Here is a 10,972-nt window from a genome sequence, read left to right on the forward strand (position 1 = left end):
TTTAGATTGAAGTGCAACCTTCAACTATAAAACAACAAAAGTATTCAGCATTATGGCAAGAAAACAAGATAAGAATACAGTACAGAGGTTTAATAAAATCTCAATTGGTTTAGCGTCACCAGAGTCTATTTTAGCAGAGTCTAGAGGTGAAGTTCTAAAACCTGAAACTATTAATTATCGTACACATAAACCAGAAAGAGATGGTTTATTCTGTGAGCGTATTTTTGGTCCTGTAAAAGACTACGAATGTGCTTGTGGTAAATATAAAAGAATTCGCTACAAAGGTATTGTTTGTGACCGTTGTGGTGTAGAAGTAACAGAAAAGAAAGTACGTCGTGATAGAGTAGGACACATCAACTTAGTTGTGCCTGTGGCTCATATCTGGTATTTCCGTTCTTTACCTAACAAAATAGGTTATTTATTAGGGTTACCATCTAAGAAATTAGATATGATTATATACTACGAACGTTATGTAGTTATACAACCAGGTAATGCTAAAAATGCCGAAGGAGAACCATTACAAAAAATGGATTTCTTAACTGAAGAAGAGTATCTAAATATTATGGAAACTCTTCCTCAAGATAATAATTACCTTGAAGATTCAGACCCTAATAAGTTTATCGCTAAAATGGGAGCTGAATGTTTAATTGAATTATTATCAAGAATTGATTTAGACACTTTATCTTACGAATTACGTCATAAAGCCAATACAGAAACGTCTAAACAGCGTAAAACTGAAGCTTTAAAACGTCTTCAAGTAGTTGAAGCATTACGTGAGTCTAATTTAAACAGAGAGAATCGTCCGGAATGGATGATCTTGAAAGTAGTGCCAATTATTCCACCAGAATTAAGACCTTTAGTGCCTTTAGATGGTGGCCGTTTTGCGACTTCAGATTTAAATGATTTATACCGTCGTGTAATTATTAGAAACAATCGACTTAAAAGATTAGTTGAAATAAAAGCACCAGAGGTTATTTTACGTAATGAAAAACGTATGTTACAAGAATCTGTTGATTCATTGTTAGATAACACGCGTAAATCATCTGCTGTAAAAACAGATTCTAACAGACCATTAAAATCACTTTCAGATTCACTTAAAGGTAAGCAAGGGCGTTTCCGTCAAAATTTACTTGGTAAGCGTGTTGATTATTCTGCACGTTCTGTAATTGTTGTAGGACCAGAATTAAGATTATTCGAATGTGGTCTTCCTAAAAATATGGCTGCCGAACTTTACAAACCATTCATTATTCGTAAATTAATCGAAAGAGGAATTGTAAAAACTGTAAAATCAGCTAAGAAAATAATAGACAAAAAAGAGCCTGTAGTTTGGGATATCTTGGAGAACGTTCTTAAAGGACATCCAGTATTACTAAATCGTGCTCCTACGCTTCACCGTTTAGGTATTCAGGCTTTCCAGCCAAAACTTATTGAAGGTAAAGCGATACAATTACACCCATTAGTGTGTACAGCTTTTAATGCCGATTTCGATGGGGATCAAATGGCGGTGCATTTACCATTAGGACCAGAAGCTATTTTAGAATGTCAACTATTAATGTTGGCGTCTCATAATATCTTAAATCCAGCAAATGGTTCTCCAGTAACTGTACCTTCTCAGGATATGGTACTTGGTTTATATTATATGACCAAGTTACGTACGTCTACACCTGAAGTTAAAGTAATAGGAGAGGGGTTAACTTTCTACTCTGCTGAAGAAGTAAACATTGCTTACAACGAGCAACGTGTAGATTTAAATGCGCAAATTAAAGTAAGAACAAAGGACTTTAACGAAGCAGGAGAATTAGTACTTCAAATTATTGAAACCACTGTAGGACGTGTACTCTTTAACGAAACAGTACCAGCTGCAGCAGGATATATAAACGAAGTATTAACCAAAAAATCATTAAGAGATATTATTGGTGAAATACTTAAAGTAACAGGTGTACCAGCTACGGCTGATTTCTTAGATGAAATTAAAACTTTAGGATACAAATTTGCATTCCAAGGTGGCCTTTCATTTAGTTTAGGAGATATTATTATTCCACCAGAAAAACAATCTATGATTGATGGTGCCAACGAGAAAGTCGATGGTATTATGGTGAATTACAACATGGGACTTATTACCAATAACGAACGTTACAACCAAGTTATTGATATCTGGACGTCTACAAATGCAGAACTTACAGAGCTATCTATGAAACGTATTCGAGAAGACCAACAAGGGTTTAACTCGGTATATATGATGCTTGATTCTGGAGCCCGTGGATCGAAAGAACAGATTCGTCAGTTAACAGGGATGCGTGGATTAATGGCGAAACCTAAAAAATCTAACGCCGGTGGTGGAGAGATTATTGAAAATCCGATTTTATCTAACTTTAAGGAAGGACTTTCAATTTTAGAATACTTTATTTCTACGCACGGTGCGCGTAAAGGTCTTGCCGATACCGCATTAAAAACTGCCGATGCAGGATATTTAACACGTCGTTTAGTAGATGTCTCTCAAGATGTAATTGTAAACAGTGTAGACTGTGGTACATTAAGAGGTGTAGAAGTAACGCCGTTAAAGAAAAATGATGAAGTTGTTGAGAAATTACAAGAACGTATTGTTGGTCGTGTAGCGCTTAATGATGTTTTTAATCCTTTAACAGATGAGTTATTAGTGTCTGCAGGAGAACTTATTGATGATATTATTGCTGGTAAGATTGAAAAATCTCCAGTGGATAGCGTAGAAGTACGTTCGCCGTTAAGTTGTGAAGCCAAAAAAGGAATCTGTGCTAAATGTTACGGTCGTAACCTTGCAACCAATAAGATGGTGCAACGAGGTGAAGCCGTAGGTGTTGTGGCTGCACAATCTATTGGAGAGCCAGGAACACAGTTAACACTTCGTACATTCCACGTTGGTGGTATTGCAGGTAACATTTCGGAAGAAAATAAATTGGCTGTTAAATACGATGGTAAAGCAGAAATCGAAGAATTAAAAACTGTAAAAGGTCAAGATTCTGACGGTAATGACATAGATATCGTTATTTCTAGAACATCAGAACTTAAATTAGTAGATAAGAAAACAGGAATTACATTAAGTACTAATAACATTCCTTATGGTTCTACTATTTTAGTTAAGAATGGAGACGCTTTAAAAGCAGGTGATGTTGTTTGTTCTTGGGATCCATATAACGGTGTAATTATTTCTGAATTTGCTGGTAAAGTGAGATATGAAAATATCGAACAGGGTATTACTTACCAAGTGGAAATTGATGAACAAACTGGTTTCCAAGAGAAAGTAATTTCAGAATCTAGAAATAAAAAATTAATACCAACTCTAATTGTTGAAGACGGTAAAGGAAATCCATTCCGTTCATACAATTTACCAGTGGGTGCCCATATTATGATTGACGATGGAGAAAAAGTTAAGATTGGTAAAATCTTAGTTAAAATCCCACGTAGATCGGCAAAATCAGGAGATATTACAGGAGGTCTTCCACGTGTAACAGAATTATTCGAAGCACGTAACCCTTCAAATCCAGCAGTTGTTAGTGCAATAGATGGTGTTGTATCTTTTGGTAAAATTAAGAGAGGTAATCGTGAGATTATTATAGAATCTAAATTAGGGGATATTAAGAAATACTTAGTAAAGTTATCAAGTCAGATTCTTGTACAAGAAAATGATTTCGTAAAAGCGGGTATGCCTTTATCTGATGGTTCTATTACACCAAACGATATCTTAAACATTAAAGGCCCAGCGGCGGTACAACAGTACTTAGTTAATGAGGTGCAAGAAGTGTATAGATTACAAGGTGTAAAAATTAACGATAAGCACTTTGAGGTTGTTGTAAGACAAATGATGCGTAAAGTTCGAATTATTGACTCTGGAGATACCATCTTCTTAGAAGATCAATTGGTTCATAAAGCTGATTTTATTGAAGAAAACGACGAAATATTTGGTAAAAAAGTTGTTGAAAATGCAGGTGATTCTACGACCTTAAAAGAAGGGCAAATTATTACGCCTTTCGAATTAAGAGACGAGAATTCATTATTACGTCGCGAAGACAAAGCTTTAGTTGAAGCTAGAGATGCACAGCCGGCAACAGCAACGCCTATATTACAAGGTATTACAAGAGCTTCGTTACAAACGAAATCATTTATCTCTGCAGCTTCTTTCCAAGAAACTACAAAAGTTCTTAACGAAGCGGCGGTAGCAGGTAAAGTGGATCACTTAGAAGGTCTTAAAGAAAATGTAATTGTAGGACATAGAATTCCAGCAGGTACAGGAATGCGTACGTATGAAAACATTATTGTAGGATCTAAAGAAGAGTTTGACCAAATGATGCAAGCTAAAAAAGAAGTTAATTATAACTAGATAAAACGTACCATTTAAGAGGTAAATATGTTTTGAATGGCACGCGTATAATTTATACCAACGCAGGTTGGGATAGTTCTTCAAATAATTAAAAAAGTCCTGCAGAGTATGCAGGACTTTTTTATTTTAATAATTTTATTAATGATAAGACTTCCTCTAAAGTGGAAGCGTAAACAAGTTTACGATGGCAGATAATAAAGACACTAAACCAAAACAAGGGCAAATTAATATTGAGTTAGATGAGAAAGTTGCAGAAGGCACTTATTCTAACCTCGCAATCATCAATCATTCGGTTTCAGAGTTTGTAGTCGATTTTGTAAGTATAATGCCAGGAACTCCAAAGAGTAAGGTGAAATCAAGAATTATTTTAACTCCTCAGCATGCAAAACGTTTACTTAAAGCGTTAAGTGAAAATGTACAACGCTTCGAGAAAGCGCACGGTGAGATCAAAGATTACGATCAGCCTCCAATTCCTCTAAATTTTGGACCAACGGGTCAAGCTTAAAAGAAAAAAAGTCCTTTTTGAAAATTCAAAAGGACTTTTTTTTTACTATTTTTTTTATTCTGAAACTGAATATTTCAATTTGAGTTATAATCACGAAAAATAGAGCGATTTTAAAACACGTTTAACAGCGTATCTGTTCTGTCTTAAAATCTTATGTGGTTAAGTAATATATTCTTTCTTAAAACCACTTAAAATCAAAATTTACTGAAATTCTGACGTATAATGGAATTTTATACTTGGATATTTTTGTTGGGTCATTTGTAAAGAAAATGAGGAATCGGCTAAGAAAACTAACTGATCGTCTTTGTCTTTTGCTAAATAGCGATGTTTAACTCTTAAAAACTCTTTATATTCTTCATTTTTAGGATCTGTAGGTTCTACCCAGCACGCTTTAAATACATTTAAATTTTCGTAGGTGCATTTCGCTCCATATTCGTGTTCTAATCGGTATTGAATAACCTCATATTGAAGCGCTCCAACGGTTCCAATTACTTTTCTACCGTTTAATTCTAAAGTAAATAATTGAGCAACCCCTTCATCCATCAATTGGTCGATTCCTTTATATAATTGTTTAGATTTTAAAGGATCGGCATTATTAATATATCTAAAATGTTCTGGTGAAAAACTTGGTACCCCTTTATAATTAAGGTATTCCCCTTCCGTTAAGGTGTCACCAATTTTAAACGTCCCAGAGTCTTGTAACCCCACAATATCGCCGGGGTATGAGATGTCTACAATTTCTTTCTTTTCGGCAAAAAAGGCATTTGGACTAGAAAATTTTACTTTTTTATTATGTCTAACATGCAAATAAGGGGTGTTTCTTTTAAACTCACCCGAAACAATTTTAATAAAAGCCAAACGGTTTCTGTGGTTAGGATCCATATTGGCGTGAATTTTAAAAACAAACCCAGTAAATTTATCTTCGTTAGGTTCTACCCAGCGCTCTTCACTTTTCTTTGGTCTTGGTTTCGGGGCGATATCTACGAAGCAATCTAAAAGTTCACGAATTCCAAAACTATTTAAAGCCGATCCAAAAAACACGGGTTGCAAATTGCCGTCTAAGTACTCTTGCTTATCAAATTTTGGATAAATTCCGCGAACTAATTCTAATTCTTCCCGAAGAGTTTCCGCAGCCGAATCTCCGATCAATTTATTTATTTCTAAAGAATCTATATCAGAAATTTCAATCGTTTCTTCAATATTTTTCCGGCTATCGCCACTAAATAAATTAATATTATTCTCCCAAATATTATAGATGCCTTTAAAGTCGTATCCCATCCCGATAGGAAAACTTAAAGGAGAGACTTTTAAATTTAATTTTTGTTCAATTTCATCAAGTAATTCAAACGCATCTTTACCTTCACGATCCATTTTATTAACGAATACAATCATTGGTATGTTTCGCATTCTGCAAACTTCAACTAATTTTTCAGTTTGCTCCTCGACACCTTTGGCTACATCAATCACCACGATAACACTGTCTACAGCGGTTAGTGTTCTAAAGGTATCCTCAGCGAAATCTTTGTGTCCTGGCGTATCTAAAATATTTATTTTTATACCGTCATATTCAAACGCTAAAACAGAGGTAGCCACACTAATTCCACGTTGACGTTCTATTTCCATAAAATCACTCGTCGCTCCTTTTTTTATTTTATTGCTTTTTACTGCACCAGCTTCTTTAATAGCCCCTCCAAATAAAAGTAGTTTTTCGGTTAGTGTTGTTTTACCAGCATCGGGGTGAGCAATAATACCAAAGGTTCGTCGTCTGTTGATTTCGTCTTGAAATTTCATAATCATAAATTTGCACAAATATAATGCAGTAATTCTGAATTCTCTAAACTGCATTGTATTTCTTTGAATGGATAGGGATTAAAATTATTTTATACTGTTTATAGAAAAATAATAATGAAAACTGAATAGAAAATTTCTCTGAGTCGGAGTCAATTAATTCACGATTCACTCGTTTTGACGTGTAAATAAGTATTTCATCGAATAATATTTTCTTTTTAACTTAATTTTAACTTTTTTTGTTAAAGATCAAGAATTTTATAGCAACAAAAACTATTAATAGCAAAACATTATTTTGAATACCTCCCTAAAAGCCCTGTTTTTCAATATATTTCAAACTTCATACGACGCCGTTTTCATACTCCAGAGAAGCGAAGTAATCCGTGAGTTTAAATTAGGTTTATCCCTGATTTACTTAAGCGATTATTTTACATCGAAAATTGAAGGTAATAATATGAGAATATTATTTCAAATAATAGATCCTTTGTTTCTTCCTTCTTTAAGGTTAATTCCTACATTTAAATGTGTTTTTAATAAGCACTATTAACGCACGTTATAAACTTTTAGTTATCCAGGTAACTTTACCATTTCCATTTTAATTTTATTTCTATTCTTTATTGAATAATTAAGACATAAGATATTTATACCCTAATTATTATGAAATTTTTTACTCAAAGATCAATAATTTGTTTATTCCGTAATTCATTATTGGCATTATTTTTTATATCATTTAGTTTCTCTGGTTTCGGCCAGACATCTATTTCTGGTGTCGTTAATTCCTATGCATCGGTAACCAGTATGAGCGCTGGTAATTGCGATCCTTGTGATGCTAACTGTACCGATACAATTACTGTAAGTGATAGTGCTAGTTTTTTTGCTGATGATAAAGCGTTAATAATACAAATGAAGGGGGCAGATTTAGATATAACTAACTCAAGTTCTGGAGGTTCTATTACAGCTATTAACCAAGCAGGAAATTATGAATTTTTTGAAATAGAAAGTGTTTCAGGAACTACTATAACTTTAAAATATCCTCTTGTTAGATCTTATAATTTTTCTGGAAAAGTTCAAATAGTTAAAATACCAAATTACAACGAAGTAAATATAACAGGTACGCTTACTGCTCCAAATTGGGATACAACAACAGGAACTGGTGGGGTTGTTGTTCTTTCTGCAGATGAAATAACCTTTAATGCGAATATCGATGTTAGAGGTAAAGGTTTTAAGGGTTTAAGAATGACGGTTAATGGTACTCCAGATAACTGTACTCTCAATCCTCTTACTCAATTTATATTGCCAAGCACTAATAACTCCTCATATATTAGAGGGGAAGGGATTGCGGTTTCAGTATCTACTACTAACAGAGGAAGAGCGCCTAGAGCTAATGGAGGTGGATCTGGTGTTTCAGGAGATTCTGGAGGAGGAGGAGGTTCCAATTTTGGAGCAGGTGGAGAAGGAGGAAAAAGGTGGTGTAATGTAAATGGAGATAATGCCGGTGGGATTGGAGGTTTGTCTATGACACCTTATTTAAGTCAGGATAAAGCCTTTTTAGGGGGTGCTGGTGGTCCCGGTTTTATAACGACAAGTAATTTTTCTTCAGCTGCCAATGGAGGAGGGATTGTAATACTTTTTGCAGAAACTATTATTGGTAATGGCTACGGTATTGAAGCTGATGGACTATCTCCTACTGCTGTTATGCCTAACGGTCCTGCCGATGGAGGTTCTGGCGGGGGAGGAGGAGGAACCGTTATTTTGAAAGCGGAAAACTTTACATCCAATCTCACGGTAAATATAAATGGAGGAGATGGAGAAGATCTGATAACTAACGTTCAACACGGACCAGGTGGAGGAGGTGGAGGTGGCGTATTACTTTTTTCAAAAGCTGCGCTTCCTGCAAATGTTATCGTAAATAGTACTGGAGGTGATGGGGGTGTTCATAATGATGGTGCTAGAAATGGATCTCAAAATGGACAAGCTGGAGGTGAAATTTCTCTATTTATACCTATTGAAAACCCTAATTATAACGGAGACCCAGATAATGATGGCGTATCAGAAGATTGTGACTTAGATGATGATAATGATGGCATTTTAGATACAGATGAATATGATGCTAGTTTGTCTGATCCATTTGGAGATAGCACTGGAAACGGAACTCCAAACTACTTCGATCCTTCAACTCCTAGTTTTATTGATGCAAATAACGACGGAATTGATGATAGATATGATACGGACCTTGATGGTGTTTTAAATCAGTTTGATACGGATAGTGATAATGATGGTTGTCCAGATGCGTTAGAAGGTGATGGTGGTTTTTCGTTGACTGATATTAATTCTAGCGGACAAATAAATAGTTCAGTTGATGCAGTTGGTGTGCCAACAAGTACAGGAACAGGAACTTCTCCACAAATAGACTCAGATGGAAGTGCTACAAATGATGCTGTATATAGTGATTTATGCGATAATGACGATGATGGTAATCCAAACGGAACAGATCCATTTCCTAATTCTCCAACAGCTCAAGATGATTATGGAACAGCAACTCTAGGGGTTGCCACTGCCATAAATATTTTAGACAACGATGATTTCTTAACAAATTTAGAAGCTAATAATATAGGAACTACAGCAATTTTAGATACTGGCACTGGTACCGCTACTGGAATTATTCAGTTTGATGAAAATACGGGAAATTTAATTTATACTTCGGGAGCACTCGAAACAATAGGTGACATAGTAACGGTAATTTATAACGTTTGTAATACAGACCCTAATCCAGATGTTTGTGCTACCGCGACCGTCAATATAACTATTGTAGGAACTAATCAGGCTCCAGTAGCTATCACAGATAATTATTCAATAGATGAAGATACAACTGTTCAATTATTGCCGTTAGCCGGGGACAGTGACCCAGATGGAGATGATATAAACATAGATTCTATCAATGGTGTGGCTTTAACTCCAGGTATAGCGCAACAAATAGCAGTTCCTAATGGTTTAGTAGATATAGATAATTTAGGTGTAATAATTTTTACTCCCGCCGCGGATTATAATGGACAAGTTACATTTCCTTATGTAATTAGTGATGTGAATGGCGTAACAGCAACGGCAAATCAAATTATTGATGTTGCTCCAGTTGCAGATATTGTAGCCGATACCGATACCACACCAGAAGACACAGCAGTGACTACGGTTGTGTTGGATAATGATACGTTCACAGGAATCTATGGTACAGATTATACAGTTACCAGTACAACGATTTCAGCGAATGGAACCACTACTATTGAGGCAGATGGAACCATTACGTACACACCAGATGCAGACTTTAACGGAACGGATACGTTTGATTACACAGTAACTGTAACAAATTCTAATGGAAGTACAACAACGGAAACAGCAACAGTAACTGTAACGGTTAACCCAATCGATGATGCAAATGACGACATAGCAACAACGGATGAGGATACAGCAGTAACTATAGATGTCTTAGATAATGATGGCTTCCAAGGAGTTTACGGAACGGACTATGAAGTAACAGATGCAACAGCTCCAGCAAATGGAACTGTAGTTATTAACCCTGACGGAACAATAACCTACACACCAGATGCAGACTTTAACGGAACGGATACGTTTGATTACACTGTAACTGTAACAAATTCTGATGGAAGTACAACCACAGAAACAGCAACAGTAACCATTATGGTAACGCCAGTAAATGATGCACCAGTAGCAGTAGACGATAATTATACCGTTTCAGAAGAAAGTACAGTAATATTAACACCATTAGATTTAGATAGTGATATTGATGGTGATATTTTAAGCATTGTTTCTATAAATGGAACATTATTAACACCAGGAACAGTGCAAGTTATCACGACTCCAAATGGAACAGTGAATATAGATGCAGCAGGTGTTATTACGTTCACACCGAGTGATAATTACAATGGTACGGAGACCTTTGGATATGTCATTACTGATGGTACAGCTACAGCTACAGCCAACCAGATTATCGAAGTAACCGCAGTAAATGATGCACCAGTAGCAGTAGACGACAGTTACAGTGTTGCAGAAGAAGGTACAGTAACCTTAACACCATTAGATTTAGATAGTGATTTAGATGGCGATATCTTAACGATAGTAAGTATTAATGGTATACCATTAACACCAGGAACAGCACAAACAATAAATGTATTAAACGGTACTGTAAGTGTTAGTGATACCGGTGTTATAACCTTTACAGGAGATACCGATTTTAACGGAACAGTTATCTTCCCATATGTCATTACCGATGGTACAGATACAGCTACAGCCGATCAGATTATTGAAGTAAC

At 35.5% G+C, this 10,972-nt stretch carries 4 protein-coding genes; 3 read left to right on the forward strand and 1 reads right to left on the reverse strand.

What is annotated here, in order from left to right; genetic code table 11:
* Positions 1-52: 52 nt before the first annotated feature.
* Positions 53-4,354, forward strand: coding sequence for a DNA-directed RNA polymerase subunit beta' (gene rpoC, locus ES677_RS04040; RefSeq protein WP_148369747.1), 4,302 nt, complete (start codon positions 53-55; stop codon positions 4,352-4,354).
* A gap of 184 nt (positions 4,355-4,538) precedes the next feature.
* Entirely contained in the window at positions 4,539-4,859 is a 321-nt protein-coding gene (locus ES677_RS04045) for a DUF3467 domain-containing protein (RefSeq protein WP_148369748.1), read from the forward strand.
* Between the two features lie 201 nt (positions 4,860-5,060).
* Here ES677_RS04045 and ES677_RS04050 read toward each other — a convergent pair whose 3' ends face one another.
* Positions 5,061-6,650, reverse strand: a complete 1,590-nt coding sequence (locus tag ES677_RS04050) for a peptide chain release factor 3 (protein WP_148369749.1) — start codon at positions 6,648-6,650, stop codon at positions 5,061-5,063.
* 654 nt (positions 6,651-7,304) lie between these two features.
* Here ES677_RS04050 and ES677_RS04055 point away from each other — a divergent pair.
* A partial coding sequence (locus ES677_RS04055; RefSeq protein WP_148380495.1) for an Ig-like domain-containing protein occupies positions 7,305-10,972 on the forward strand: 3,668 nt, incomplete at its 3' end.

Source organism: Bizionia gelidisalsuginis, from assembly GCF_008086185.1.
In the GTDB taxonomy this organism is placed as follows: Bacteria; Bacteroidota; Bacteroidia; order Flavobacteriales; family Flavobacteriaceae; genus Bizionia; species Bizionia saleffrena.

Excerpts from the sequence above, each read along its gene's own strand:
- rpoC (WP_148369747.1), top strand. The coding sequence starts at position 53 with ATGGCAAGAAAACAAGATAAGAATACAGTACAGAGGTTTAATAAAATC.
- ES677_RS04045 (WP_148369748.1), top strand. The coding sequence starts at position 4,539 with ATGGCAGATAATAAAGACACTAAACCAAAACAAGGGCAAATTAATATT.
- ES677_RS04050 (WP_148369749.1), bottom strand. The coding sequence starts at position 6,650 with ATGAAATTTCAAGACGAAATCAACAGACGACGAACCTTTGGTATTATT.